The sequence below is a fragment of the Lysobacter sp. Hz25 genome (assembly GCF_046097045.1).
In the GTDB taxonomy this organism is placed as follows: Bacteria; Pseudomonadota; Gammaproteobacteria; order Xanthomonadales; family Xanthomonadaceae; genus Lysobacter; species Lysobacter antibioticus_B.
Genome location: NZ_CP175666.1, coordinates 3,722,523 through 3,749,369, shown reverse-complemented (window position 1 = coordinate 3,749,369; position 26,847 = coordinate 3,722,523). Strand labels below are relative to the sequence as shown.

Annotated in this window: 19 protein-coding genes and 1 tRNA gene; 12 read left to right on the top strand and 8 right to left on the bottom strand. The window is 68.1% G+C overall.

Annotated elements, in window-relative coordinates:
- Nucleotides 1-15: 15 nt before the first annotated feature.
- Nucleotides 16-1,917, bottom strand: a complete 1,902-nt coding sequence (gene pgaB / locus ACKN61_RS15365; RefSeq protein ID WP_408950265.1) for a poly-beta-1,6-N-acetyl-D-glucosamine N-deacetylase PgaB — start codon at nt 1,915-1,917, stop codon at nt 16-18.
- 2 nt (nt 1,918-1,919) lie between these two features.
- Nucleotides 1,920-3,884: a poly-beta-1,6 N-acetyl-D-glucosamine export porin PgaA gene (gene pgaA, locus ACKN61_RS15360; protein ID WP_408950264.1), complete on the bottom strand. Its 1,965-nt coding sequence runs from the start codon at nt 3,882-3,884 to the stop codon at nt 1,920-1,922.
- A 416-nt stretch (nt 3,885-4,300) separates the two neighbouring features.
- Here pgaA and ACKN61_RS15355 point away from each other — a divergent pair, with 416 nt between their 5' ends.
- Both ACKN61_RS15355 and ACKN61_RS15350 read left to right on the top strand, forming a co-directional pair.
- Nucleotides 4,301-7,789 carry a GH92 family glycosyl hydrolase gene (locus ACKN61_RS15355; RefSeq protein ID WP_408950263.1) on the top strand — a complete coding sequence of 1,163 codons (3,489 nt, stop codon included), beginning with the start codon at nt 4,301-4,303 and terminating at the stop codon, nt 7,787-7,789.
- Nucleotides 7,790-8,225: 436 nt separating this feature from the next.
- The gene (locus tag ACKN61_RS15350) at nt 8,226-10,556 is read left to right on the top strand and encodes a hypothetical protein (RefSeq protein ID WP_408950262.1); all 2,331 of its coding nucleotides are present in this window, start codon (nt 8,226-8,228) and stop codon (nt 10,554-10,556) included.
- A gap of 21 nt (nt 10,557-10,577) precedes the next feature.
- Here the strand turns inward: ACKN61_RS15350 and ACKN61_RS15345 are convergent, their stop codons facing one another.
- Nucleotides 10,578-11,906: an MFS transporter gene (locus ACKN61_RS15345; protein WP_408950261.1), complete on the bottom strand. Its 1,329-nt coding sequence runs from the start codon at nt 11,904-11,906 to the stop codon at nt 10,578-10,580.
- 34 nt (nt 11,907-11,940) lie between these two features.
- Nucleotides 11,941-12,657, bottom strand: coding sequence for a hypothetical protein (locus tag ACKN61_RS15340; protein ID WP_408950260.1), 717 nt, complete (start codon nt 12,655-12,657; stop codon nt 11,941-11,943).
- Nucleotides 12,658-13,036: 379 nt separating this feature from the next.
- Between ACKN61_RS15340 and ACKN61_RS15335 the strand changes: the two genes are divergently transcribed.
- Both ACKN61_RS15335 and ACKN61_RS15330 read left to right on the top strand, forming a co-directional pair.
- Nucleotides 13,037-14,239, top strand: a complete 1,203-nt coding sequence (locus ACKN61_RS15335) for a glycosyltransferase family 2 protein (protein ID WP_031370503.1) — start codon at nt 13,037-13,039, stop codon at nt 14,237-14,239.
- A 14-nt stretch (nt 14,240-14,253) separates the two neighbouring features.
- On the top strand, nt 14,254-15,006 hold the full coding sequence (locus tag ACKN61_RS15330; RefSeq protein WP_408950259.1) for a polysaccharide deacetylase family protein: 753 nt from the start codon (nt 14,254-14,256) through the stop codon (nt 15,004-15,006).
- Here ACKN61_RS15330 and ACKN61_RS15325 read toward each other — a convergent pair.
- The gene (locus tag ACKN61_RS15325; protein WP_408950258.1) at nt 14,975-15,373 is read right to left on the bottom strand and encodes a hypothetical protein; all 399 of its coding nucleotides are present in this window, start codon (nt 15,371-15,373) and stop codon (nt 14,975-14,977) included. The two genes, ACKN61_RS15330 and ACKN61_RS15325, sit on opposite strands and share 32 nt — an antisense overlap.
- 217 nt (nt 15,374-15,590) lie before the next feature.
- Nucleotides 15,591-16,004: a hypothetical protein gene (locus ACKN61_RS15320; protein ID WP_408950257.1), complete on the bottom strand. Its 414-nt coding sequence runs from the start codon at nt 16,002-16,004 to the stop codon at nt 15,591-15,593.
- A gap of 241 nt (nt 16,005-16,245) precedes the next feature.
- Here ACKN61_RS15320 and ACKN61_RS15315 point away from each other — a divergent pair, with 241 nt between their 5' ends.
- A complete protein-coding gene (locus ACKN61_RS15315; protein WP_408950256.1) occupies nt 16,246-16,740 on the top strand; it encodes a hypothetical protein in 495 nt (164 codons plus the stop codon).
- Between the two features lie 86 nt (nt 16,741-16,826).
- Nucleotides 16,827-17,189, top strand: coding sequence for a VOC family protein (locus tag ACKN61_RS15310; RefSeq protein WP_031370498.1), 363 nt, complete (start codon nt 16,827-16,829; stop codon nt 17,187-17,189).
- 339 nt (nt 17,190-17,528) lie between these two features.
- Here ACKN61_RS15310 and ACKN61_RS15305 read toward each other — a convergent pair.
- Nucleotides 17,529-17,605 (bottom strand) — tRNA-Pro (locus tag ACKN61_RS15305).
- 151 nt (nt 17,606-17,756) lie between these two features.
- On the opposite strand from ACKN61_RS15305, the gene hisS reads away from it, so the two are divergent.
- The 3 genes from hisS (at nt 17,757) to ACKN61_RS15290 (ending at nt 22,009) form a co-directional block, all read left to right on the top strand.
- Nucleotides 17,757-19,142, top strand: coding sequence for a histidine--tRNA ligase (gene hisS / locus ACKN61_RS15300; RefSeq protein ID WP_031370495.1), 1,386 nt, complete (start codon nt 17,757-17,759; stop codon nt 19,140-19,142).
- A gap of 306 nt (nt 19,143-19,448) precedes the next feature.
- The gene (gene hutH / locus ACKN61_RS15295) at nt 19,449-21,347 is read left to right on the top strand and encodes a histidine ammonia-lyase (protein ID WP_408950255.1); all 1,899 of its coding nucleotides are present in this window, start codon (nt 19,449-19,451) and stop codon (nt 21,345-21,347) included.
- A 116-nt stretch (nt 21,348-21,463) separates the two neighbouring features.
- Nucleotides 21,464-22,009, top strand: coding sequence for a prolyl hydroxylase family protein (locus ACKN61_RS15290; RefSeq protein ID WP_408950254.1), 546 nt, complete (start codon nt 21,464-21,466; stop codon nt 22,007-22,009).
- A 28-nt stretch (nt 22,010-22,037) separates the two neighbouring features.
- On the opposite strand, the gene ACKN61_RS15285 is transcribed toward ACKN61_RS15290, so the two are convergent.
- Nucleotides 22,038-23,912, bottom strand: coding sequence for a 7TM diverse intracellular signaling domain-containing protein (locus ACKN61_RS15285; protein WP_408950253.1), 1,875 nt, complete (start codon nt 23,910-23,912; stop codon nt 22,038-22,040).
- 284 nt (nt 23,913-24,196) lie between these two features.
- Here ACKN61_RS15285 and ACKN61_RS15280 point away from each other — a divergent pair, with 284 nt between their 5' ends.
- From ACKN61_RS15280 to hisD, 3 genes are all read left to right on the top strand, one after another.
- Nucleotides 24,197-24,508, top strand: a complete 312-nt coding sequence (locus tag ACKN61_RS15280; protein ID WP_031370491.1) for a YerC/YecD family TrpR-related protein — start codon at nt 24,197-24,199, stop codon at nt 24,506-24,508.
- Between the two features lie 101 nt (nt 24,509-24,609).
- Nucleotides 24,610-25,524: an ATP phosphoribosyltransferase gene (gene hisG / locus ACKN61_RS15275; RefSeq protein WP_031370490.1), complete on the top strand. Its 915-nt coding sequence runs from the start codon at nt 24,610-24,612 to the stop codon at nt 25,522-25,524.
- An 8-nt stretch (nt 25,525-25,532) separates the two neighbouring features.
- A complete protein-coding gene (gene hisD, locus ACKN61_RS15270) occupies nt 25,533-26,834 on the top strand; it encodes a histidinol dehydrogenase (RefSeq protein WP_408953836.1) in 1,302 nt (433 codons plus the stop codon).
- Nucleotides 26,835-26,847: the final 13 nt, after the last annotated feature.

Here is a 26,847-nt window from a genome sequence, read left to right as displayed (position 1 = left end):
CGGTCGGGGCGGCGCTCAGCGCTCGATGTAGGGGAAGCCGCGCGCGGACATGATTTCGCGTGCGTCCCGGGTCGAGGGTTGGTCGTCGATGAAGTTGTCGGGGTACCAGGCCAGGTGGCGTGCGCCGCCGGCCTGCAAGCGGTGGGCCATCGCCTTCAGGCGCGCGGCCGGGATCGGCCGCTGGTTGCGCCAGTCGACGGTCTGCAACTCGAAGATCGTGTGCGACAGGCCGCGCGGCGAACGTTTCACGTCGGCCAGCAGTTGGTCCATCCACGCCTGCGGATCGCGGCTCTTTTCCATCCACGGCATGGCCATCACCGCGGTGTAGTCGTAGGCCTGGTTGAAGGCGGCCAGGTTCTGCGCGAACCAGGCTTCGCTGCGCGGCTCCAGCACCGGCGCGGCGAACAGGTTGCGCACGGTGATCAGCTTGGGACGCCATTTGCCGGCGGCGCGGGCCAGTTCGCGGGTGAACTCGATCAGCGCCTGGGTGCGCGCGGCCGGGTCGGCCGGCGCCTGGCCGCGCAACTCGTCGTCGCGCAGCAGCGCGTCGTCGTGGAACAGCAGGCCTTCGGTGTAGCCGCTCACCGCGAGGTCTTCGTAAATGTCGGCGACGATGCGCCGGGTCTGCGGCTCGAACGGGTTGAGGCGGAAAGTTTCCTGCGGGTTGCTGGCCTGGATCTTCAGGCGCTGGTTCAAGGCCGCATCGGGCAGCTCGAAGCCGAGCACCGGCAGCCAGGCGAACACCTTGACGTTCGCGCGGGTCTTGAGCTGCCAGGCAACGCGGTTGTACAGGTCGGCGCGCATCGGCAGATGCCGGTTCGGGAAGTACAGCGCATCGGCCGAGCCGTTGCCGTCGGGGTCGGCGAAGGCCTGCAGGAACACGTGGCTCGGGCCGACTTGCTTGACCCGTTCGATCAGCTTGTCGAGGTTGCGCGCCTGCTGCGCCGGGTCGGCGTCGTAGACGTAATCCAGGTCGACTTGCAGGGCGCGCAGGCCGTCGAGTGCTTCGTCGTGGCGCAGTTCGTAGGCCAGGTCGTTGACGGTGGGGTTGTTGAACACCAGCAGGCGCGCCAGCCCGTGCAGGTCGGCGCCGATCTTCTGATGGCGGCCTTCCAGGTCGAAGGTGACCGCCATGCCGAGTTCGTCGGCGATCGCGTTGGTCTGGCTGTTGTAGGCCGCGTACGGCCAGATCACCGACTTCGGGCCGACGCCGAGTTCGCGCTTGATCTCGGCGGCGCTGTCGCCCAGGTCCTTGCGGATCCGCGCCAGGTATTCGGTTTCGGTTTCGTAGCGTTGAGTCTTTTCGTCCCAGGCGCGGGTGATCGCCGCGGGCATGCTGTTGCCCTGCGGGTTGGAGGTCACGCCGCGGTGCAGGGCATGGCTGTGCGAGGCCACTTCGATCAGGCCCGAGGCCTGCATCTCGCGCAATTGCTCCCAGGTGACGAAGTCGTCGTGGGTGAACATGCGCGGGCCGTAATCGACTTTCTGATCGCGCGGCAGGTCCACCCAGGAGGTGACCACCGCCATCAGCGCCGGGTAGTTGTAGGCGCGCAGCAGCGGAAAGACGTGGGTGTAGATGCTGCGCAGGCCGTCGTCGAAGGTCAGCAGCACCGCCTTGGGCGGCAGCGGCTTGCCGCCGCGCGAGGCGGCGATGACCTCGCTCAGTGCGACCGGGTGGTAGCCGTGGCCGGACAACCAGTCCAGGTGGGCGGCGAAGTTCTGCGTGCTGACGGCGTAAGCATCGGGATCGCCTTTGCGCGCCACTTCGTCGCGCACGTCGTGATAGCTCAGCACCAACAGTTCGTTGGCGCCGGCCGCGAGCGGAGCCAGCGCGGCCACGGCCAGCACGGCGAACGCGAGCGCCCGGTGGATCAACCCGCGCAGGGGGGCAGCAAGCGGCGCAGCGAAATACAGCATGTTCATTCCTCACCCCAGCGGAAGCTCAGATCGAAGGCGACGCGGTCTTCGCGCACGCCGTCGTAGACCGGACGCGACCAGTTGAGGCCGTAGTTGAGAGTGCGGCCGGTGCCGAACCGCCATTCGTGTTCGTAACGCAGTTGCGGCACCCAGGCGCTGCCATAGCCCTGCTGCCAGTACGGCCCGGCGGTGGCGGTAAGGCGCTGCAGGAAGTGGCGGGTGTAACGGCGCCAGGTCATGTGATCCAGGCGCACGCCGAGATTCAGCGAAGCGTCGCGGCTGGGGTTGAAATAGGGCACGTCGGCGTCGCGGCGACTGGCGCGGCTGGCCGACAGATCGGCCAAGCCCGCGACCTGGAGATGCGGGCTGGTGTACAGGCGCTGATCCAGGTTCAGCGCGACGGCGCTGCGGCGGTTGTCGTCGCTGTAGCGCAGTTGCTGCGCGCTCGCGCCGAGCGAGGTGCGCTCGCTCGGCGTCCAGCGCAGGCCCAGGCTCAAGGCATCGGCATCGATGCCGGCGCCGCGCGCCTGCAACGAAGCGTCCGGGGTTTGCCGATACCACGATGCATTGGCGCGCCAGGCATCGTTGAGGCGCCAACCGGCGTCGAGGTAATAACCGGTGCGGTCGCCGCGATCGAGCCAGCGGTCGTTGGCGCGGTCGACGCCGAAGCCCAGGCTCAGGCGGTCGTAGGCATACAGCGCGCCGATGCCGGCGCGGCGGTCGTGGACGCGGTCGCCGGGGTAATCGGCCCAGGCATCCTGCGCGTGCGCGGTGAGGCGCCAGCGGTCATTGATCAGCGGGCTGCGCACCTCGAGGCGGTGGACGGCATCGCGGGTGCCGAGCGGCGAGGCGGTGGCGCCGCCGCCGCGCGCATCGCTGCGGCCGCTGGCGGTGCTGAACAACCATTGCCAGCCCAGGCGGCTGTCCCAGGACTCGCTCATCTGCCGCACTTGCACGTCGCGCGGGCGGTTGGCGATCAATTCGTCGTGGATCGGCCGCGCCAGGTCGACGCGGGCGTGGTCGAGGTAGGCGCCGACCTGGCCGACGCGCGCGCCGACGCCGGTGGGCTCCAGCGTGCTCGCCATCTGGAAGCGTTGCAGCGCGCGATCGGTCCAGCCGCGTTTTTGATAAGCGACGCCGAGATTGGTCTGCACGCCGGGGTTGTCCGGCCCGATCGCCGCCATCGCTTCGAGTCGCTGCTGCGCGCCGACGGTGTCCTCGCCGTACAGGCGGATCATGGTCTGGGTGCTGTCGGCGTCGTAGTGGCGCCAGTTTTCGACGCTCTGCTTGGCGCCGTTCACGCGCACCCAGGCCGGTTCGGCGGCCTTGATCTTGTCGAGCTGGGCCAGGGCGTCGTCGAAACGCTCGCCTTCCGAATAGGCGTAGGCCAACTGCAGCTGCGAGTCGTGGTCCTCGGGCCATTCGCGCACGACGCGCTCGAGCACGGTCGCGGCTTCCTCGGGGCGTTTGTCGGCCAGCAGGGACGCGCCGACCTTGGACAAGGCATACATCGGTATCTCGACGCCCTCGGCCTGCAAGGCGCGGTAGCGTTCGACCACCTCGGCATGGCGTTCCAGATGATTGAGCAGCATCAACTCGTCGAAACGCGTGCGCAGGTCGGCCTGGCGTTGCTCCGGCGTCTGGGTGGCGCGGTACTGCTCGAAGGCGTCGCGCGCGCTGCGCATTTCATCGAGGCGGGTGGCTTCGTCTTCGGGGTAGAGGCTGCCCCAGACCGCAAGGCGAGCGAGGCGGCCGGAGTCCAGGCGCTTGCGTTCGGCGGCATCGAACAGGTCGGGGCGGGCTTGGTACAAGGACCAGGCGCGATGGGCGCTGCCCAGGTCGGCCAGGGTCAGCACTTGCAGGCGATACAGGCGGTCGTCGCCGGGCGTCGCCGCTTGCGCACTTTCGATGCGGGCCAGCGCGGCCAGCCATTGCCGGTCGGCGCGCAGGCGCTCGATCTCCGGCATCGGATTCGTTGCGGTCGTTTGACGCTCCGCAGCAAAAACTGACGTCAGGGGGCAGATTGCGCTCGCGGTCGCCAAAGCGATGGAGAGAGCAAGGCGGTGCGGGGTCGGCATGAGCGACAGGGGTCCGTAAGGCGGGGAGGTGCAGATGTGATTTATTCCAAGACAAAAATGTGATGCAAATCACATTTGCAGGAAGGGTGCTGCAAAAGGTGTGCCAAGGGGGGCCATCCGCTGCTTGAACGGTGCTGGAAGTGCTTGTCTGGATTGGCTTTTTTATTCCCGCGACGCGGCTGCGGATGCTGCGGCGCGGTTTGACAAGCCCGATTTAGATCGATTTAAATCGAGAAAGCAGGGGCCTGTGCCGGTCGGCACAGTGCGAATCGGAGGCAGTCGCCGTCCGGGCAATGGGAGCGGGAATGTCGGCAACGTGGAGAGCGCGCCGCGATGGCGCACGGGCAGCGGCGAAGCACACCTTGGCGCTGGCCTTGGCCGGGGCGCTGATGCCCACGGCGATGGCCGGGCCCGCGCGTAGCTTCTGGACCTCGTTCGAGGCCGGTGAGCCGGCCGCGGCCGAACCCACGGCCGGACCCGCGGCCACCGGGGCGAGCGCAGGGCCGGTGCCGCGCCTGAGCGCCGACGGCGGCCCGCCCGAGGCCGCCGCCCTGACCGCCAAGCCCGGCATGGGCTTCAGTGGTGTGCGCTCGCTGCGTTACCAGGGCATCGCCAGCGGCGCCGCGCAAAGCGTGCAGGCCTTCGAGGTCGACATCGCCGTCGCCAAGGACACGCAGCTTTCCTATCGCCTGTTCCCGCTGTCGAGCGCGCACATCGCCGGCCAGCCGGCGCCGTCGAAATTGGATGCGCTGCGCAACGGTTCGACCTATGTCGCCATCGACCTGGTGTTCGACGACGGCAGCCGTCTGTCGCAGCGCAAGCCGCTCGATCTGTACGGCAATGCCTTGACCGCGCGCGAGCAGGGCATGGCGCGGCTGCTCTATCCCGATCAATGGAACGCGGTCAGCAGCCGCATCGGCGAGGTCGCGGCCGGTCGCCGCGTGCGTCAGATCCTGCTGGTCCACGACGGCGACACCGCGTTGCCGTATCAGGGCTATCTGGACGACCTGCGCATCGCCCCGGCGCCCGCGCTCGCCAAGGGCAAGCGCGCGGCGCTGCGCCCCAGCGACTACGTCGACACGCGCCGCGGCAGCAATTCCAACAGCCGCTTCTCGCGCGGCAACACCTTCCCGGCGGTGGCGGTGCCGCACGGCTTCAACTTCTGGACCCCGACCACGAACGCCGGTTCGCACTGGATTTACCAGTACCAGGAGCGCAACGGCGAGGACAACCGTCCCCGCATCGAGGCCTTCGCGCTGTCGCACGAGCCGAGCCCGTGGATGGGCGACCGCCAGACCTTCCACGTGATGCCGGCGATCGGCGAGGGCCGGCCCGAGTTCGACCGCAGCAAGCGCGCGCTGAGTTTCGGCCACGACGAGGAAACCGCGCGCGCCGATTACTACCGGGTGCGCTTCGACAACGGCTTGGTCGCCGAGATGACCCCGACCGACCACGCCGCGGTGATGCGCTTCACCTTCCCGGCCGAGCCCGGCGAGACCCGCGCGCAGCTGTTGTTCGACCACCGCGACGAACACGGCGACATCCGCCTGGACCGCGACGGCCGCGCGCTCAGCGGCTGGAGCGAGAGCATGAGCAAGCTCTCGACCGGGGCCTCGCGCTTGTTCTTCTACGCCCGGTTCGACCGCCCGATCCGCGACGGCGCCCGGCTCGAGCGCGACAAGGCCGGGCGCGACCGCGTCTCGGCCTGGTACGGCTTCGACCTGAGCGGCGACCCCACCCGCCAAGTGACGATGCGCATCGCCACCTCGCTGATCAGCGTCGAACAGGCGCAGCGCAACCTGGAGCTTGAAATCGGCGCCGACGAAGGCTTCGACGCGGTGCGCGAACGCGCCCGCGCCGCCTGGGACGCCAAGCTCGGCATCGTCCGCGCCGAGGGCGCGCCGGCGCACGAGCAAGCGGTGCTGTATTCCAATCTCTACCGTTTGTTCCTGTACCCGAACAGCGGCTACGAGAACACCGGCACCGCCGAGCGGCCGCTGTACAAATACGCGAGTCCGTTCTCGGCGCCGACCGGCAAGGCCAGCGCCGGCGCCACCGGCGCGGCCGTCGTCGACGGCAAGGTCTACGTCAACAACGGCTTCTGGGACACCTACCGCACCAGTTGGCCGGCCTATGTATTGCTGACGCCGACGCATGCCGGCGAGATGATCGACGGCTTCGTCCAGCAGTACCGCGACGGCGGCTGGATCGCGCGCTGGTCCTCGCCGGGCTATGCCGACCTGATGGTCGGCACCAGTTCCGACGTCGCCTTCGCCGATGCCTGGCTCAAGGGCGTGCGCAATTTCGACGTGCGCTCGTTCTATCAGTCGGCGCTCCGCAACGCCTCCAGCGTCAGCCCGGTGCCGGGCGCGGGCCGCAAGGGCATCGAGCGCGCGATCTTCACCGGTTACACCGACACCACGGTCGGCGAAGGCCTGTCGTGGTCGATGGACGGCTACATCAACGATTTCGCCATCGGCCGCCTGGCCGGCGCGCTGGCGCAGCAGGCCGGCGCCGACGACCCCTACCAGGGCAGCTACCGCGACGATGCCGCGTACTACCGCAATCGCGCGCTCGGCTACGCCAACCTGTTCCATCCGCAGCTGGGCTTCTTCGTCGGCCGCCATCGCGACGGCCGCTGGCGCTACACCGCGACCGAGTTCGACCCGACCCGCTGGGGCGGCGACTACACCGAGACCAATGCCTGGAACATGGCCTTCCACGCGCCGCAGGACGGCGCCGGCCTGGCCGCCTTGCACGGCGGGCGCACCGCCCTGGGCAACAAGCTCGATCTGTTCTTCGCCACGCCGGGCACTTTCGAGGTCGGCAGCTACGGCGGCGTGATCCACGAAATGCTCGAAGCGCGCGACGTGCGCATGGGCCAGTACGGCCACAGCAACCAGCCTTCGCACCACATTCCCTATATGTATGCCGCCGCCGGCCAACCCTGGCGTATCCAGGAGAAAGTGCGCGACATCCTCGACCGGCTTTATGTCGGCGGCGAGATCGGCCAGGGCTATGCCGGCGACGAGGACAACGGCGAGATGTCGGCGTGGTGGTTGTTCAGCGCCGCCGGCTTCTATCCGCTGCGCATGGGCTCGCCCGAGTACGTGATCGGCGCGCCGCGCTTCGAACGCATGAGCATCCGCTTGGAAAACGGCCGCGAGCTGCAGATCAACGCACCCAAGGTCAGCGCGCGCAATCGCTACGTGCAGTCGCTGCGCGTCAATGGCGAAGCCTGGGACCGCTTGACCCTGCCGCATGAATTATTGGCGCAAGGCGCGGTGCTGGATTTCCGCATGGGGCCGTCGCCGTCGAACTGGGCGAGCAGCGCGCAGGCCTTGCCGGAATCGCTGAGCGCCGACGGCGAACTGCCCAAGCCGCTGCGCGACCTGGGGCGGCGCGACAATGCGACGGTTGCCGGTGTCGCGGCCAAGCAAGCCGCGGCCTTGTTCGACGACGACGCGACCACCTCGACGCGCCTGAGCGGGCCGATGCCGCTGCTGAGCTGGAACTTCAAGGCGCCGGCGACGGTGCGCTTGTACACCCTGACCTCGGCGGCGCGACGCGGCGATCCGCAGGCCTGGGCCTTGCAGGGTTCCAACGACGGCGCGCAATGGACCACGCTCGACGAACGCAGCGGGCAGGTCTTCGCCTGGCGCAAGCAGACGCGTGCGTTCGCCATTGCCGAGGCCGCCGCCTACTCGCGTTATCGCTTGCGCCTGCTCGCCGACGGCGCCGGGCAGGGCGGCATCGAGCTGGCCGAAGTGGAGTTGCTCGGCGAGACGAAGTAAGGCCGGCGTTGCCGCCTGCTTCAGCGCGCCCGCGCCGCGACAACGTCGAATGCGTGGTGCGGCGGTCGCAGCGTCAGTAGTGCCGCAACGCGTTCGCACAACGCGTTCAGACAGTTCAGGCCGCAGCGCACGCTTGCGGCCACGCCGCATTCGTCGTGCGCCATCGCTCGGTGCAGGCGGTTTTCATCGCGCACCGTTGGTCGGCGAGTGAATCGGTAATCTGCTCGCGCTCGCATTGGCGCTGTGACGCGCTGTGCGCTTTAACGGAAACCTCATGCGTTCGCCTCGAACGCAGCGGTCCGATCGCGCGAATCGTTCCCGTTATGTCCCGATATCGCCCCGTGTTCTTCCTCGGAACGCGCGCCGAGGAGGGCTAAGTTCGGCGATGCAGTGCGATCGACCCATCCACGCGGAATGATTCCGCAACGAGGCTCATATGGAACTCATGGGACGTACCGGCCCCAGGCTGCGGCATCACGCCGCGGTGCTGGCAGCGGGCTTGATGCTCGCAGCACCCTGGGCGCAAGCCCAGAACTTCGAAACTCACTACGGCAACCAACCTTGGCGCGACGGCGGCGAGGACGTCAAGGCGGTGAACTATTGTCCGGGCCGCGGCTCGGTCACCGTCGGCACGCGTCGCTCCAGCGACGGCAATACCCAGGTGCTGGTGACCCGCGCCAACGACATCGGCGTCACCGACGACAGCAGCATCAACACCTGGCAACAGGCCTACATGATCGCCGGCAGCAAACGCTCCGACGCTTACGGCATCGTCGAGTTGAGCGGCGAGCGCGGTTTCGCCGTGACCGGCGCGGTGCAGCTCGGCGAGGGCAGTTTCATCTACGTGCTGCAGATCGATTGCCGCGGGCGGCAGATCTGGACCACGTTGCTCGACAACGTCGACACCAGTCACCGCGCGACCGGTTACGACCTGATCGAAACCGGCTCGGTGATGCCGAGCAAGGCGCCGGCGCAGGGCGACCTGGTGGTGGTCGGCGAGGAAAACGACAAGGACGGCCGCACCCTCGGCCGCATCGCGCGCCTGGATGCGGTCGGCAACGTGCTGTGGGATCACCGCTACGACGGCAGCGGCGATTGGCCGGGGCTGCGCTTCCGCGCCGTCACCGAAAACCTCGCCAGCAGCGGCGGCTTCACCGACATCGTCGTCGCCGGCACCGCGCTGACCACCGATGCCAAACGCGGCGGCCTGATGTTCCGCACCGACGCCAACGGCGGGCCGGTGTGCAGCAGCGTGTTGATCGACGGCCAGGACCATCGCGACTTCCATGGCCTGACCGCACTGTTGAACGCGAACTACACCGGCGAAACGGTCTCGGTCGGCGCATCGACCGGGCTCGACGAGGGCAGCGCCTCGCAGGCCTACCTGGCTCGCTACGCCCGCTACAGCTGCCGACCGCTGGTGCAGGCGAGTTGGGTGGATCGCGACAAGGCCAGTTTCACCGCCTTCGATGTGGTCGAAGCGCGCGGCCTGGACGGCCGCGAGGGCGCGGTCGCGGTGGTCGGCACCATCGCCGGCACCCAGGGCTTCTTGTTCGCGGCCAATACCAGCGATCTGCTGCGTTACGGCGGCCTGTCGCCGCGCCGCTTCGGCGACAAGTTCCGCGAAAGCCTGTACGCGATCGACCGCAAGAGCGACCGCTTCATCCTCGCCGGCAACACCTTCAGCGACTGGCAGGGCGTAGGCGATATCCAGGACTTCTACTTCGTCCAGGTCGACCCCGGCCTCAACACCGGCTGCGCCGATCTGTGGGATCCCGGCGCGTTCCGGCCGCAACTGCCGTACAAGGAGTTCTTGCCGCACCTGGAACGCATACCCAAGTTCCAGCGCGTCGACACGCCGAGCGTGGAGGCGAAGGACTGGGGCTATGTCTGCGCGGTCGATCCGCCGGAAGGCTGCCCGGGCCTGATCAACAACGGCATCATCCAGCTCGGCGTGGCGCCGACCGGTTATCTCAACATCGAGTGCCCGAACATCGACCTGTCGAGCGGCCGCTACGGCACCCGCCTCGTCGGCCTGCGCTACATGCCCACCAACGGCGAAGCCTCGGCACCGGGCGCGCCCTGCGAAGGCTGGGGCGTGGCCAATGCCGATCCGGCCGCACTGGTGACCGGCCGGACCTCGCGTTGCGCCGGCACCAGCAACGTCACGTTGGTCAGCTTCACTCCGACCACGAGCATGGCGACGTCGGTGGTCACGGTGGGCAGCACGTTCCGGGTGACCCATCAGTACACGCCGATCGCGGCGACGAGCTTCCTGTACCGCGTCGACGTCAAGATCGAAAACATCGGCCGCACCACGGTCAAGGATCTGCGTTACACCCGTGGCATCGACTACGACGTGCCGCCGAACACGTTCTCGGAGTACATCACCCTGGCCGGGGCCTCGCCGTTCCTGCTGGCCTGGAACAACAACGGCTTCAACTCGCTCGACCCGCTTGCGGCCAACTCCGGCTTGTCCGGGCCGATGACCGATAACGGCCCCGGCGACCTCGGGGCGCACATGGACTTCCGCTTCGGTTCGCTCGCACCGGGCGCGGCGCGCAGCTTCGTCACCTACTACGGTGCGGCGCCGACCCAGACCGCGGCGCTCAATGCGCTGTCGATCGTCGGTGCGGGGTTGTATTCGCTGGGCCAGACCAATTGGGACGGCATCGGCGGCGCCGGCAACACCAGCCCGAACCCGGGCACCGCAGGCGCGATCAACGGCGTGCCGGCGACCTTCATGTACGGCTTGAAGACGAACTGAGCGTCGAAAGCGACAAAGGCGTCAAGCTCCGGGGGCCGTCGGCCCCCGGAGCGTTTGCAAGACCGGCGCGCGCGCAAGCCGCAGACGCAGATGCACGACACCGGCCAGCAAGGACAGCGCGATCAGCGCCATCAGCCACTGCGTCGTTGCGGCGAAGCGCAGGCGTTCGAGCAAGAGACCGGTCAACAAGGTCGCCAGCGGCATCGCGCCCATGGTCGCGGCCGAAAACCAGGTCATCTCACGGCCCATGTGTTGCGCGGCGACGCTGCGCTGCAGCCACGACAGCGATTGGATGCCGTAGAAATTGGAGGCGCCGGCGAGCAGGCAGAATGCGGCCAACACCGTCGCCAGGCTGGCGTTCCAGGCCAGCAGGCCGTAGGCCAGCGCGGCGACCGCCCAACACGCCAGCAACTTGACGATCACCCCGGCCAAGCCGTTCGAGGCGCGGCCGGCGAAGGCCGCCGCCGCGGTGATGCCGGCGAACTGGGCGACATAGACCAGGAAGTAGCGGGTGTCGCCGTGTTGGACCAGCAACACCGGCAGCAGGATCTGCACCGGCCCGAACACCAGCACCGTGCTGACCAACAGATACAGGTAATAGCTGCGGGGGATGATCGCGGGCGACGATGCAGGCGGCGATCCTGCAACGTCATTAGAGGGCGCGTCGGCGGCGCTGTCTTGCGCCGGCCGTCGCACCGGCCCGCGCCGGCGCACCGCCGCGAGCAGCCACAGCGAGGCGGCGACGCTGAGCGCGTCGATGCAGAACGCGATGGCCAGGCCGTGACTCTCGCTGGAGGCCAGGATCAGGCTGCCAGCGAGCATCGGCAGCAGCATCATCGCCAGGCTCGAGGCCACCGCGAACAAGGCATTGCCGGCCGGCAGCAGGCCCTTGCGGATGTACAGGCCGAAACTCGCGCGCCCGGCCGGATACGCAACCGCCCAGACCAGGCCGCCGAACAAGGCCAGTGCGTAGATGATCTCGATGGTCATCAGGCCGAACCAGGTCAGCAGGCCCATGCTGGCGTTGATCGCGACGTAGAGCGCGCGGCAGATCCACAGCACCCGGATCGGGTTGGCGCGGTCGAGGAAACCGCCGAAGAAGAACAGGAACAACACGCTGGGCAAGGCTTCGATGGCGGCGGTCAGGCCGAGATCGAAGGCGCTGCCGGTCAGGCGCATCACCAGGAACGGCAGCGCGATCAAAGTGAAGCTGGCGCCGAAGGTGGTGATCAGGTTGTCGAGCAGCAGCCAGCCGAAACGCGGCTCGCGCCGGCCGATGCGCCACAGCCGCGCCGCCGTGGCGAAGCGGCTGCGCAGGCGAGGCGGTACCGGGGCGGGGCGCTCGCTCACGGCGGTCGCAGGCGACGGTGCGGCGAGCGGTGGGTCAGGGTTTGATCGCGCCGGCGTTAGGCGTGCGGGCGCGGCGCAGGAAGAACAACTCGTCCTGGCGTTCGACCGCCAGGCCGTAAGCGCTGGCGATGGCGCGCAGCTTGCCGGCATCGAGCTGCCAGACCGGTTCGACGTCGTCGACACCGACGTCCAGGGTCCACTGCATGCCGAGCCAGTGGGTCAGGATGAACCCGTCGGGCCGCAGCAGGCTCACCAGAGTCTCGAAATAGCGTTCGAGATGGCGCTGGCAGCAGGCGAAGCTGGCGAGGTTGTTGTCGAGGATGCAATCGAAGCTCGCCGGCTCGAACTGGCGGGCGAAGTCGTCGCTGTGTTTGTTGAGCAGATGCACCGAGTACTGCGGCAGCCCGAGCGAGTTGCCGTGCTGCCATTCGTTGTGGGCCACCGTCACCGAGACGATGCCGCGCACCTTGCCGGCGAGCAGGCGCGCCACCGACGAGTTGCCGGTGCCGACGTGCAGGATGTCGCGATCGCGCAGGTCGGCAGCAGCCAGCCAACGGTTGATCGCGGCCTGGTCCTCGGTCGGTTCGCAGGCGGAATAGTCGAGCAGCGGCCAGGTGGCGAACTGGTCGGCGGCGTCGTGGGTAGCGACGTCGGGCTCGTGGCCGCAATCGATGCGTTGGGCGCCGATGTCGAAGCGCGGACGGAACATCGGGGCGGCCTGCGTGGGGGCGATCGTCGGGGGATTGTTCATCATGACCAAGGGATAAGACAGAACGGTTTCGATTCTTCATCGATCATCGATCGCATGTCGAGCGACGTCGGCTACAACGATCGTCGAACTGCTTGCCGTCGTCACAGAATAAAACGCTTGCTGCTTTCATTCTCTATTGAGAAAACGCGACAACGCATTGCGTTTCGATCGATGGATAGATGCGGCACCGTTTCGCAAGCAACCATTAACCCCACCACGTCCTACCCCTGAGTTCTGCAAAAGTAGTTCCCCCACAAGCACCAGGCGTGCGGGGCCGCGCACACGCGCGGCGACCCGTATCGACGCGTCCGGTCTGCCAATCAGACCCTGCGAACGCACTGCGCATCGACGATGCCGCGGAGGCGTATCGCGCTGCCGGATGCATCGCCTCATGTTCAGCCAGTTCGTCCTGACCGGCCTCGTCGGTTTCTCCACTTTCGTGCTGTTGTGCTGCCTGGTGTTCCTGGCCGGGTGGGCCTTGTTCAAGGCGGTGCGCCGGCCGACCGCGCCGACGCTCGCCCACTATCCGTTCGTGTCGATCCTGGTGCCGTTCTACAACGAGCCCGAGGCGTCGTTCCTGATGACCCTCGATGCGATCGAGCACGCCGACTATCCGGGCCGCATCGAAGTGTTGTTGGTCGACGACGGTTCGACCAATTCCACGCCGGCCACGGTCGCGACCTGGCTGGCGCAGCCGCGCGACAAGACCTACCGATTGATCTCGTTGGAGCGCAACGGCGGCGCCAAGGGCTTGGCGCTCGATGCGGCCTTGCCGCAGTTGTCGGCCGACTCCGACGTCGTCACCGTGATCGACAGCGACACCGTGATCATGCCGTGCTCGCTGCGCCGGGCGGTCGAAGCTTTGTACAGCTCGCCGCGCCACGCCGCCGCCTGCGGCCTGATCGTGCCGGCCGGCCGGCATAATTCCTGGTTGCACCGTCTGCAGTTCTACGAACATGTCGGCGCGCTCGCCGCGATCCGTTACGTGCAGAGCAAGATCGGCGTGGTCAACGTCGTCGCCGGCGCCTTCTCGCTGCATCGCACCGAGGTGATCCGCGAACTCGGGGGTTGGGGCGAATGGCTGGTCGAGGACATCGCCTGGACCTGGCGCGCCTTGGCCCACGGTTATTCCATCGCTTACGCGCCCGATGCGATCGCCTACACCATCTGTCCCTCGACTTTCTTCGGCCTGTTCCGCCAGCGCCGGCGTTGGGCGCGCGGGCGTCTGGAATCGTTCCGCGTCGCCTGGCGCATCTCCTGGCCGCGGACCATGAAGATGCTGCCGTGGTGGCTGCTGTGGGCGCAGTCGGCGCTGGTGCCGACCCTGTTGCTGCTGATCGCCGGCGCCTCGATCTATCGCAGCCCGACCCTGCTCGGCATCGCCGCCCTGAACTGGTGGCTGATGGCCCTGCTCAATTTCATCGCGGTGATGCAGGCGCGCACGCGCCTGCAACTCGGGCCGCTGGACCTGGTGCTGGTGTCGATCTGCAACACGGTGATCGACGTGCTGTTGCTGCCGGCCAACGTGATCGGCCTGATCGACGAATTGCGCGGGCACCGCAAGACCTGGCTGACGCGCTGAGGGCGGGGCAGGGTATGGACTATCACGACTTCCTCGCCGACCGTCCGCGCACTTATCTCGGCCGCGGATCGCCGGATAAACGCCGTCTGGCGCTGACCTTCGACGACGGCCCCGGCCGCGCCACGCCGGCCTTGTTGTCCTTGCTGGCCGAACTCGAAGTGGCTGCGACCTTCTTCTGCGTCGGCGAGGCCGCTCGCGCGCAGCCCGCCTTGGTCGAACGCATCCTTCGCGAAGGCCACGAGATCGGCAACCACTCGCTGAGCCATGCCGATGCGCGCGGTTTCGGCGTCCAGGATTGGATCGACCGCGAAATCCATCCCGCCGCGGCGGCCTTATGCGACGCCGGGCTGAGCGAAACACCGCGATTGTTCCGCCCGGCCTACGGCGAAATAGCGCCAGGGCAGGTCGATGCGCTCGGGCGCCTCGGCTACACCGTGGTCGGCTGGTCGGTCGACCCGCGCGACTGGCTCGAACCCGATGCGCCCGGCTACGTGCCCTGCGTGGTCGAGTCGGTGCTGGCGCGTATCCACCCCGGCGCGATCGTGCTGCTGCACGACGGCGACGACGAACACGGCCGCGCCCGCCCCGGCATCGTCGAAATCGTGCGCCGGTTGGTGCCGGCCTTGCGCGAGCAAGGCTATGGCTTCGCGCGGGTCGGCGAGTTCCTGCCGGCGGATGCGGCGCAGCCTGGAACAGGCAGCCAAAGCCTCGCTACCGCGGCCACGGCGTCGTGGCTCAGGGCGCCGGACGATCCGGGTCTTGGCTAGGTACCGGACGCGGCGGCAGCGGCGTGCGGTGCGGACGCAAGGTCGGCAATTCGGGCGGGCAGGGGACGAGGTAGATTGCGTTGAGCATCGGCACGAGCGAGAACAGCAACAGCAGCCGCACCACGCCCGGCGTGACCATGCCGATGCGGAACAACAAGCCGGCGACCAACAAGGCCAGCAGCCCCGAGCCCAGGCGGACCAGCAAGGCGAACCACGACGCCTGCACCAGCGAGGCCGAGACCAGCGCGAACACGAACGGGACCAGACCCATCAGCAGGCTGCTCGGCGACAGACGTACGCCGAACAGCGGCGCGGTGAGGACCCCGAAGATCGCGATCCAGTTCCAGATTTTGAGATAACGGCCCATCGGCATGTCGCTCCTTGCATTGGCATGGGGTCGCGCATCGTGCGCGGCCGGTGGACAGGATAGAGCAGGCTCGGCGCGGCCGGAACCGCGATATGGCCGGCCTCGAATAGCCGCAGCGGCCGGCCGCCGAGGCGCGAGGGAGGCCGGGGTCGCGCGGCATCTTGCTGCCTGCGGCCGTTGCATCGCCGCCGGTCGAGCGGCATGCAGACGGTCGGAGTCAGGGCATGCGGTCCCGGATCATCGACGAGTACTTGGCGATGTTTTCGTCGATCCGGTCGATCGCGAAGCTCGCCGACTCGGCCTCCATCGCACCGGCCGCGGCGGCGACTGCGGCAGCTGCGCCCATCAGCACGTCGGTGGCCAACACGCCCAGGGCGTCTTCCGCGGACTGTTGCATCGACTGCTCGGCCAGGTCCTGGGTCATCTGCTTCATCAAGACGCCTTGGCTGGCGAGTGCGATTTTGCTGATGCCGTCGAAATAGGCAGCGGCCGATTGCGCGACCTGGCTGGCGGCGTCCCCGGACACCAGATGCAGCGAGGCGAGCGCCTGCTCGGCGGACTCGGTGATCGTCTTGATGTGGGCGTGGAGCTCGGCCTTGGCGGCCGGCGAGAGGTTGGCAATGTCGGTCATGAGTCTGTGCTCGGCTGGGTTGAGGATTTACCCAATGCCTAACGAGCCCGTCGCGCTGGACCGGCCACGCAGCCGCGCCTGCCGCGCACCGCGGCCTTCGGCTGCCCAGGCCTTGCCGCGGACGGTGCGCACGGTTCAGGGCCTGAGCGATAGCTCGCCTGGTTATCGTGCCCCGGCGCCGAGGGTGTATAACCCCGCCACCAGATCGGTTTACCGTCGATCTACAGGGGGCGAGCGCTACATGGACGTAGTACTGAGTTTCCTGGGGTATGCGCTTTGCGCAGTTATCGTGTTCGCGCTGGTTTTCATGCTTTGGGCCATTTTGCGCTACTCGATCGTCTCCCCTTGGATGACCCGCGATTCCATGGCCGCGCTCAGGCGGCCCGACCTGGACGGCACCGGACGACTCGTGGGGTTTGCGCTGCCGATCGAAGCCGGCGACTTCTATGACGCCGCGCCGTTTCTGCAGCGGCTCGAGTTCGTTCTGGTGGCGCCATCCGGCCAACGTTGGGAGATCGGCAGGTTCTACCCGCTCGTCCCTCGGCATGTCCGCGAAAATCGCAAGGTCCACGGCACCAAGCACCTCCCCATCGCTTCGGACCAGGGCAAAGGCGTATATGTTCTGCTTGCGGACGGCGCTGTGGCCCATCAGCCGCTCGGGTCGGGTTCACAGGTAACCCTGGTGTGTCGATCGCTGCGCGAGCTGGCTCGCTTCCGTGTCGCGGGCAACGACTGAGGATTCGTTCGAACCGAGGCCGCTGCGCGGCCCGGTCGATTCCAGCGTGGGGCGACAGCGGCGCAGTTCATGGCAAGGAGACGGAGATGTCCGATTTCACCAAGGTTCGATACACCCTGGCCGTACTCGACTTGGCCAAGTCCACGGATTACTACACCTCCGTTCTCGGCCTGAGCATCGACTTCACCGCGCCCGGCTGGACCTTTCTGTCTCGCGGAAGTTTTCGGGTGATGCTCGGCGAGTGTACGGACGCGCTTCCGCCCGCGGCGCTCGGCGATCATTCCTGGTACGGCTATGTGACGGTGGCGGACGCAGCCGCTTTGTTCGCCGAGTATCGGACTGCGGGCGCGGTGTTCACTCAAACGCTGTCGGACAAGCCCTGGGGCATGCGCGAGTTCGGTGTCCGCACGATCGACGGTCATCGGATCATGTTCGGGCAGGAACTGTAGCCAAGAGGGGAGATGCAGCCAGGCCGCGCGCAGCGGCTGGCGCCGGGCTGGGCTCGACCCCTGTAAGCCGAATCCGCAAGCCAGGCCGGGACAGGGCCGGAGTCGCCGACGTTGAGGGGCCCGGAGAGATTCGGGACGACCCAAGATGTCGTCCCGCTCCCCCTGCGACGGCGGGGCAGACGCCTGGGTTTCTGTTCCGGAAAGTACGCGGCCCGTACCTGCATCGCGTCGTCTGTCGGCCCGCGATCCGGCCGGGTCAGCCATGCGGGCGAGGGCGGGTGTCGCGTAGACGCGAAAAAGCCGGCGCAAGGCCGGCTTAGTCAGAAACACTCTCAGCATTGGTCGGGGAGACAGGATTCGAACCTGCGACCTCTACGTCCCGAACGTAGCGCTCTACCAGACTGAGCTACACCCCGACTGCTGAGCCGCAAATTCTAGCGACTCACCCCCGGCCGGCGCAAGGGGTCTGTTGATCGGACGAGCAGGGAGCGGGGGCGGCCGTTAAACTGTGGCGCTTTCCAACCCCCACAGCTCGTTGTCGGCGCGGCCGACGTATTGGAGTTCCGCTTGATCAAGCCTCGTACCCCGCCGGGAGTCATGGAGCTGCTGCCCCGCGACCAGATCGCCTTCCAGCGCATGCTGGACACGATCCGGCGCAATTTCGAGCGCTTCGGCTTCCTGCCCGTGGAAACCCCGGTCATGGAGCTGTCGGAGGTGCTGCTGACCAAGTCCGGCGGCGAAACCGAGCGCCAGGTCTATTTCGCCCAGTCCACCGGCTCGCTGGAGAAAAGCGCGCAATCGGGCGAGCGCGGGGTGCCGGAGATGGCGCTGCGCTTCGACCTGACCGTGCCGCTGGCGCGTTACGTGGCCGAGCACGAGCACGAGTTGGCCTTCCCGTTCCGCCGCTACCAGATGCAGCGCGTGTACCGCGGCGAGCGCCAGCAGCGCGGCCGCTTCCGCGAGTTCTACCAGTGCGATATCGACGTGATCGGCAAAGACAGCCTCAGCGTGCGTTACGACGCCGAGCTGCCGGCGGCGATCTATGCGGTGTTCTCCGAGCTCGACATCGGTCCGTTCACGATCCAGCTCAACAACCGCAAGCTGCTGCGCGGCTTCTTCGAGGCCCAGGGCGTCGCCGACGGCGGCCTGCAGGCGCTGGTGCTGCGCGAGGTCGACAAGCTCGACAAGCGCGGCCCCGATTACGTGCGCGAGACCCTGACCGGGCCCGAGTTCGGCCTGGCCGCGGACGCGGTCGCGACCATCCTCGACTTCGTCGCGGTGCGTTCGAGCTCGCACGCCGACGCGCTGGCCAAGCTGGCCGCGTTGGGCGAGGGCAACGAGGCCTTGCGCGAAGGCGTGGCCGAGCTGCGCGAGGTGCTGGAGCTGATCCGCGCGCTGGGCGTGCCGGAAAAGAACTACGCCCTCAACTTCTCGATCGCGCGCGGCTTGGACTACTACACCGGCACCGTCTACGAGACCACCCTCGACGATTTCCCGCAGATCGGCTCGATCTGCTCGGGCGGGCGCTATGAGGACTTGGCCAGCCACTACACCAAGTCCAAGCTGCCCGGCGTCGGCATTTCGATCGGCCTGACCCGTTTGTTCTGGCAGTTGCAGGAAGCCGGCCTGGTCAGCACCGCCGACAGCAGCGTGCAGGTATTGGTCACGCAGATGGACGACGCCCACCTGCCGCATTGCCTGGCGGTGGCCAACGAGTTGCGCCACGGCGGCCTCAACACCGAAGTGGTGATGGAAACCTCCAAGCTCGGCAAGCAGTTCAAGTACGCCGACCGCGCCGGCATCCGTTTCGTGGTGGTGCTGGGTGAGGACGAAATCGCCAAGGGCACGGCGACGGTCAAGGACCTGCGCCGCGAAGACCAGTTCGAGGTGTCGCGCGCCGAGCTGGCGCGCACGCTGCGGGTCGAACTGGAGCAGTCGCGGGTCATGAAGTGATCCCGGCCCGTGCAGGCCGCGCCGGCGTGGCGGATCTCGCGATCCGCAGGCCGGCCGTCTGTGCGGCGGGTCTGCGGCGGCGGGCGCGTGGGTTCGCGTGCGCGGCCGATTCTCTGGTTCGTCCCGCACCGGATCGCGATCCGGCGCGGATGCGGGCCGACTCCATGCCGCGGCGCAATGACGCTGTCGCGGTTCCCATCGTTTCATTGACGCACCGACTCCCGAGTACGCTCGGCCGGGCTGCGCCGTTCGCGGCGTAAGCGCGGCCGTTCAGATGATCGCCAGGGTGCGAGGCGAGGTTACAACTTGAACAAGATCCAACTCGATGGCCGTTCGCTGACGCGTTCGCAACTCGTGGCCGTGGCCTACGGCGCCCAGGTCGAACTGGCCGCGGCGCAACTGCCGGCGGTGGCCCGCGCGGCCGACTTCCTGGCCGAACAGGTGCGCCGCGAAGAACCGATCTATGGCGTTTCCACCGGTTTCGGCAGCAACGCCGACCGTCTGCTCGGCGCGCACCACCTGCGCGACCAGTTGCCGGGCGCCAAGCGCAATCAAGAGACCCTGCACGAAGAGCTGCAGCGCAACCTGATCGTCACCCACGCGGTCTGCGTCGGCGAGCCGTTCGCGCCGGAGATCGTGCGCGCGATGCTGTGCATCCGCATCAACACCCTGATGCGCGGCCACTCCGGCATCCGCGTGCAGACCCTGCAGGCGCTCGCGGCGATGCTCAACGCCGGCATCGTACCGGTGGTGCCGCAGCTCGGCTCGGTCGGCGCCAGCGGCGATCTGGCGCCGTTGTCGCACCTGGCCATCGTGTTGCTCGGCGGCGGCGAAGCCTTCTACGACGGCCGGCGCATGCCGGGCGCGGAAGCGCTGCAGCTCGCCGGCCTGACTCCGGTCAAGCTGTCCTACAAGGAAGGCCTGGCGCTCAACAACGGCACCGCGCAGATGCTCGCCTGCGGCGTGCTCGCGCTGGCCCGCCTCGAAGACTTGCTCGACACCGCCGACCTCGCCGCGGCGATGACCATCGACGCCTTCGCCGGCCGTCTCGGCGCCTTCGCCGAGGCCGTGCACGACCTGCGTCCGCACCCGGGCCAGGTCGAAGTGGCCGCGAACCTGCGCCGCTTGCTCGAAGGCTCGACCCTCGCCGACATTCCCTATCACCTGGTGCCGCGCTTCCGCCCCTGGCTGCCGCAGAGCTGGGACACCGAACAGGCGCAGCAGCTCAGCTTCGACATCGGCTGGGACTGGGTGCCTTTCAGTCAGCGCCACGGCCGCGAGAAGTTCTACACCCGGTTCCGCCCGTTCCGCGGCGGCAAGAAGCATCAGCCGCAGGACAGCTATTCGCTGCGCTGCATCCCGCAGGTGCACGGCGCGGTGCGCGACGCCATCGCCCAGGCCGCGCGTGTGCTCGAAGTCGAGCTCAATTCGCTGACCGATAATCCGATCGTGTTCCCGGATGCGCAGGCCGAGCACGTCGAGCAGCAGGTGATCTCGGCCGGCCATTTCCACGGCATGCCGCTGGCCCTGGTGATGAGCTATGTCAAGGCCGCGATCCCGGTGCTCGCCAGCATTTCCGAGCGTCGCCTCAACAAGCTGGTCGACCCGGCCACCAACGACGGCCTGCCGGGCTTCCTGATCGGCAACGAGGACGCGACCGAATCCGGCCACATGATCGTGCAATACACGGCCGCGGCCATCGTCAACGATCTCGCCAGCCGTGCGCACCCGGCCTCGGTGTATTCGATCCCGACCAGCGCCAACGCCGAAGACCACGTCTCGATGGGCGCCAACGAAGCCCGTCACGTGCTGTCGATGACCGAGGACCTCGGCAAGGTGCTCGCGTTGGAGTTGTACACCGCCGCCCAGGCGCTGGACCTGCGACGCGACATGATCAACGCCGCCCGCGACCTGGCCGATCGCGCCGACGCCAAGACGCTCGCGAGCAAGGTCTCCGGCGGTCCGGTCGGCGACAGTGCCGATCACCCCGGCTTTCTCGCCGAGGTCGAAGGCCTGCGCGCCGAATTGGCCGCCGCCGAGGAGTTCCGTCCGGGCAAGGCGGTCGCCGCGGCGCACGCCAAGCTGCGCGAAGCCATCGCCTTCCTCGACCGCGACCGCGCGCTCGACGGCGAAGTGGCCACCGCCGTGCAACTGGTCCACGAAGGCACCCTGATCGCCGCGGCGCGCGCGGCGGTGCAGAACTAAAGCCAGGCCTGCGTCGAAGCCCCTCTCCCGCTGGCGGGAGAGGGGTTGGGGTGAGGGCCGCTCCGCCCTAACTCCGAATCGTTCGCCGAATCGTTGTTCCCCGGCAGGAGCCCAGGATGCAGACGATCTTCCACAACGACCGCGTCTTCAGCATCGAAGGCTTGCTCACTGCGTCCGAGTGCGAGCAACTGGTCGCACTCGCCGAAGACCACGGCTTCGAATCCGCCGGCGTGCGCACCCCCTCGGGCGAGCAGAAAAGCCTGCAGCACGTGCGCAACAACGAACGCGTGGTGTTCGAGTCGCCGGGCTGGGGCGAACGTCTATGGCAGCGGTTGTGCGCGCTTGAGCTGCCCATGCTCGACGGCGAACGCGCGGTCGGCCTGCCGCGGGCGCTGCGCTTCTACAAATACTCGCCGGGCCAGCGTTTCCGCATGCACAAGGACGGCCCCTGGAGCGAAGACGGCCGGTCGAGCAGGCTGACCTTGCTGGTCTATCTCAACGACGAGTTCGCCGGCGGCGACACCGACTTCCGCCAGTTCAAGGTGGTGCCGAAGACGGGCGCCGGCCTGCTGTTCGTGCACGACACCTGGCACGAAGGCGCAGCGGTGCTCGAAGGCGTCAAATACGCCCTGCGCTCGGACGTGATGTACGCGCCGGGCTGAGCCCGCGCTGCGCGTGTCGCGCAGTGGTTCAAGCCTGCACGGCCGCCCCCCACACCCGCACGCAATCGCGGCCCTCGGCCTTGGCCAGGTACAAGGCCTGGTCGGCGAACTGCAGCGCCGCTTCCACGCCCATGTCCGAGTCCGGGGTGATCTCGTACACGCCGATGCTGGCGGTCACCGGGATGTCGTGGCTGCGGCTGGGGCAGGGTTGCGAGCTCAGGCGCAGGCGCAACGCCTCGGCGACGCGGGCGCCGGCGTCGAGGTCGTGGTCGGGCAGCACGGCGACGAATTCTTCGCCGCCGAAACGGGCCAGCAGGGCGTGCTGCGGGATCAGGATCTGCGCGATCAGGCCCGCCGCCCAGCGCAGGCACTCGTCGCCGACCAGATGGCCGTGGTGGTCGTTGATCTGCTTGAAGTGATCCAGGTCGATCATCATCAGCACCAGCGGCCGGTGCTGGCGCCGCGAGCGGTGCAGCAAGGCCTCGAAGGCCTCGCGGAAATGACTGCGGTTGTGCAGGCCGGTCAGGCCGTCGCGTTGGCTGGTTTCGCGCAGGCGCGCATGGGCATCCTCGAGCAGGGCCAGGGTGCTGCGCAGCTCGGTGGTGCGCTGCTCGACCTTGTGTTCGAGCTGCTCCTTGGCCTCGCGCACGATGCGTTCGTTCTCGTTGCGCAGCGAGGCGTAGCGATAGCCCAGGGCAACCGACAACAGCAGCATTTCCAGGGCCGAGCCGATCTGCACGCCGTACTCGGTAATGAACATTTTCGGCAGCAGGTCGAAGGCGATCGCCGCGAACATGCCGGTGCCGAGCAGGAACGCCGACCATGCCAGCAGGAACAGCCGCGCCGGCTTGTAGCCGCGGCGCATCACCACGATGCCTTCGACCGCGATCCAGGCGATGCTGACGAACACCGCCGCCGAAGCGATCGGCGTGGCGATGCGATAGGGCAGCTGGGTCGCGGCCATGCCGAGCAGGACGAAGAACGCGATCATGCCCAGGCCGACGTAATCGCCCAGGCGCCAGCGCCGGTGCAGGCTGAGGAAGTTGCGCGCGAATTGCTGCATGCCGATCTGCGCCAGGCAGATCGACAAGGGCACCGAGTGGTCGGCGAGCCAGGGCGAACGCGGCCACAGGTACTCGAAGCCGAGGCCGTTGAGGGTCAGCAGCACCAGGCCGAACGCGCAGATATGGAACAGGTACCAGAAGTAGCTGGAGTCGCGCAGGCTCAGCCACAGCACCAGGTTGTAGAAGAACAGCGCGACCAGGATGCCGTAGTAGATGCCGATGCCGAACTGGGCGTCGCGCGCGAGCTCGGTGAAGGCGCTCGGCGTGTACAGGGTCAGCGGCACCTGCATCGAGCTGTCGCTGCGCACGCGCACGAAAATATCGACCGGTTCGTCGGCCGGCAGGTCGATCCAGAAATTCGGATGGCGGTAGCGGATCGCGCGCGAGGCGAACAACTGGCTGTCGCCGCCGACCTGGTGGGTCGAGGCGCCGTTGCGCGCGCGGGTGTAGACGTCGAGACGGTCGCTGAGCGCGAACTGCTGCACCAACAGCCAGCGCGGCACCTCGGCGTTGCGGTTCACCGCGGCGATGTGGAACCAGTAGGCGCCGCGTTGGAAGCCGAACGAGCCGTTGCCATTAGGCAGCGGTCGATAGCGCTTTTCAGCGAGCGCGCGTCGCGCGCCGTTGAGATCGAGGCGGCCGTCGGTGTCGTGGTAGTAGGCGGTGAACGGCGCGAGTTCGACCTCGCGGGTGCTGGGTTCGAGGTTCAGCACGGTGTGCGCCGAGGCCGGGGCGAGCAGCGCCGCGGCGATCAGGCAGAGCAGGGCCCACCCGGCCCAGCGGCGCTGGGGCGAGGCGGGGCGACTCGGTACGGCAGCGAGGGCAGGGTTCGTATTCATCTTCCGTGGCGGTGGCGGACACAGGCCTTTGCGTCGCGGTGGCGGGGGCGTCGGGGGAGCGGTCGCGGCGCCTGGACCCCGGCCAGGGGCGTGGGATCGGGCGCATCTGAGTCTTAACGCAATTCCTTACTGCGACAGGCCGGCTTGACGGCGGACGGCTCGATCGATAATGTATTAACGCGTTAGTACATTAATGCGTTCGATTCCTGGGCGTCGAACCCCGCCTGCCCGGTCGGGCAACCGATCCAGCCATCTGACCACCCCGCCGACATGAGTTCTCCGCAATGAAGCGCCGCGCCAACGACACCGAGCAGACCGAAGATGCGATCGCCGACCTGGCGGTGGCCTTGGCCGGCCTGCGCAGCGCCGAACAGGTGCGGGCTTTTCTCGAAGATTTGTGCACCCCGGCCGAACTGGAGGCGATGAGCGACCGCTGGCGGGTCGTGCCCCTGCTCAACGAAGGCGTGCCGTATCGCGAAATCCACGACCGCACCCAGGTCAGCGTGACCACGATCGGGCGCGTCGCCCGCGTGCTCGAACGCGGCACCGGCGGTTACGGCGCGGCCCTGCACCGGCGCGCCGCGCGACACCGCTGAATTCCCGAAAGACCGCGCAAGTCCGCGCCTCCCCCGGCACGCCCCGTCATCGGCCTGTCGCCTCGTCCCCGCATCGACCGTCCCCCTTCCGAGACCCGTTCATGAGCCCTCCCGCCAGCGCCGCCGCGCGTGACCGCTTGCGCATCGCGATCCAGAAATCCGGCCGTCTCGCCGAGCCGGCGCGCGCGCTGCTGGCCGCCTGCGGCCTGAGCTGGCGCGAGAGCCGCGACCGCCTCTTCTGCTACGGCGAAACCCTGCCGGTCGATTTGTTGTTGGTGCGCGACGACGACATCCCCGGCCTGATCGCCGACGGCGTCTGCGACCTCGGCGTGGTCGGGCGCAACGTCCTGCTCGAACAGGACGGCGACCGCCGCAGCAACGGCCGCGAATCGGCATTCCGCGAATGGCGCGCGCTCGGTTTCGGCGGCTGCCGGCTGGCGCTGGCCGTGCCCGAGGCCTGGCACTGGGAAGGCCCGCAGCAATTGGCCGGCAAGCGCATCGCCACCAGCTATCCGGCGTTGCTGTCGCAGTGGCTGGCCGGCGAGGGCGTCGACGCCCAGGTCGTGCTGCTGTCGGGTTCGGTCGAAATCGCCCCGCGCCTGGGCCAGGCCGAGGCGATCTGCGACCTGGTGTCGAGCGGCGCCACCTTGTCGGCCAACCAGCTCAAGCCGGTGCAGACCCTGATCGAGAGCGAAGCGGTGCTGGCCGGCCCGGCCGGCGGCTTCGACGACGTGCGCGGCGAACTGGCCGACCTGCTGCTGCGCCGTCTCGATGGCGCGCTGCGTGTGCGCAACAGCAAGCTGCTAATGTTCCAGGCGCCGCGCAATCTGCTCGACGAATTGCTGCCGCTGTTGCCAGACGCCGAGCCGCCGACGGTGATGAGCCTGGACAACGGCGACGGCGTGGCCCTGCAGGCGCTGTGCCACGGCGCGGTGACCTGGCAGCGGCTGGAAGAACTCAAGCGCGCCGGCGCTCGCGGGCTGATGGTGGTGCCGGTCGAGGGCATGCTGGCATGAGCGCGAAGATGCAACGCCTCGACTGGAACGCGCTCGACGAAGGCGCGCGCGAACAGGCGCTGCGCCGTCCGGCGCAACAGACCCGGGCTTCGACCGCGGCCGCGGTCGCCGAGATCGTCGAAGCGGTGCGGCGCGACGGCGATGCCGCCCTGCGCCTGTATGGCGAACGGTTCGACGGCGGCGCGCCCGAGCGCTTCGCTGTCGGCGCCGCCGAGTTCGACGCCGCCGAGGCCTCGTTGACCCCGGCCTTGCGCGCGGCGATCGACGAGGCCGCCGAGCGCATCGCGGTGTTCCACGACGCCGGCATGACCGAGCCCTATGCGATCGACACCGCCGACGGCGTGCGTTGCGAACGCATCCTGCGGCCGATCCGCAGGGTGGGCCTGTACGTGCCGGCCGGCTCGGCGCCGCTGCCCTCGACCGCGCTGATGCTGGCGGTGCCGGCGCATCTGGCCGGTTGCCGCGAGATCGCCCTGTGCACGCCGCCGCGTCGCGACGGCAGCGCCGACCCGGCGGTGCTCTACGCTGCGCGCCGTTGCGGGGTGACCCGGGTGTTCAAGGTCGGCGGCGCCCAGGCGATCGCGGCGATGGCCTTCGGCACCGAAAGCATCGGCAAGTGCGACAAACTGTTCGGGCCCGGCAATGCCTACGTCACCGAAGCCAAGCGCCAGGTCGCGCTGCTCGAGGGCGGGGCGGCGATCGACTTGCCGGCCGGGCCGTCGGAAGTGCTGGTGATCGCCGATGCCGGCGCGCGCGCCGATTTCGTCGCCGCCGACCTGTTGTCGCAGGCCGAGCACGGCCCGGATTCGCAGGTGTTGTTGTTGAGCGACGACGAGGCCCTGCTGGACGCGGTCGATGTCGAACTCGAAGCGCAGTTGGCCCGGCTGTCGCGCGCCGACACCGCGCGCGCGGCGTTGCAGTGCTCGCGTTCGATCCGGGTCGATTCGATCGAACGCGCGCTGGAAGTCAGCAATCGTTATGCACCCGAGCACCTGATCCTGGCCCTGCGCGATGCGCGCGAGTGGTTGCCGGAAGTCGAGGCGGCCGGTTCGGTGTTCCTCGGCGACTGGGCGCCGGAAGCGCTGGGCGATTACTGCAGCGGCACCAATCACGTCCTGCCGACCAGCGGCGCGGCGCGCTACGCCAGCGGCGTCAATGTGGCCAGCTTCCAGGTCGCGATCACGGTGCAGGAAGTGCAGCCGCGCGGCTTGCTGGCGATCGGCCCCTGTGCGGTCGAGCTGGCGACGGCCGAAGGCCTGGATGCGCACCGCGAGGCAGTGGCCTTGCGTTTGCGGGCGGCAGCGGCATGAGCGCTGAAAACGA